Here is a 328-nt window from a genome sequence, read left to right as displayed (position 1 = left end):
GAGGCTGCCGACCTGGACGGTTACGGGCCAAGCATGGCCGGGACGCCCGCTTTTGAACGGTGGGATCTGTGGAAGCTGAAAGACTATGACGGAGTATGGCGCAGCGGCGGGACAGTGCTCCGGGGCAAAGGACTGTATTATCAGTGGCTGAACAGAAGGAAGTCCTGATTCTTTCTTTCGCCGTCTCCCTGCAAGCCTTAAAAACGCGTTCTGGCGTTTTTCTACCCATAGGCCATGTCCTATGTCACATAACGATTCTTTTCAAAGGAGGAAGGAAATATGGCAGTACAGAAGAACCTCACCGCAGTGACCCTGCAGCTGGAAATCA

General features: G+C 53.4%; 1 protein-coding gene. It reads left to right on the top strand.

Translation table 11 applies throughout. The features are described 5' to 3' along the window. Window positions 1-143: 143 nt before the first annotated feature. Window positions 144-328 (top strand): hypothetical protein (locus ACTQY5_RS11030; protein WP_441369209.1); only part of this gene is annotated, 185 nt, incomplete at its 3' end.

It is taken from the genome of Acidaminococcus sp. HCP3S3_H5 (assembly GCF_052122235.1).
GTDB lineage: Bacteria > Bacillota > Negativicutes > Acidaminococcales > Acidaminococcaceae > Acidaminococcus.
This window is presented reverse-complemented; position numbering and strand designations above follow the sequence as displayed.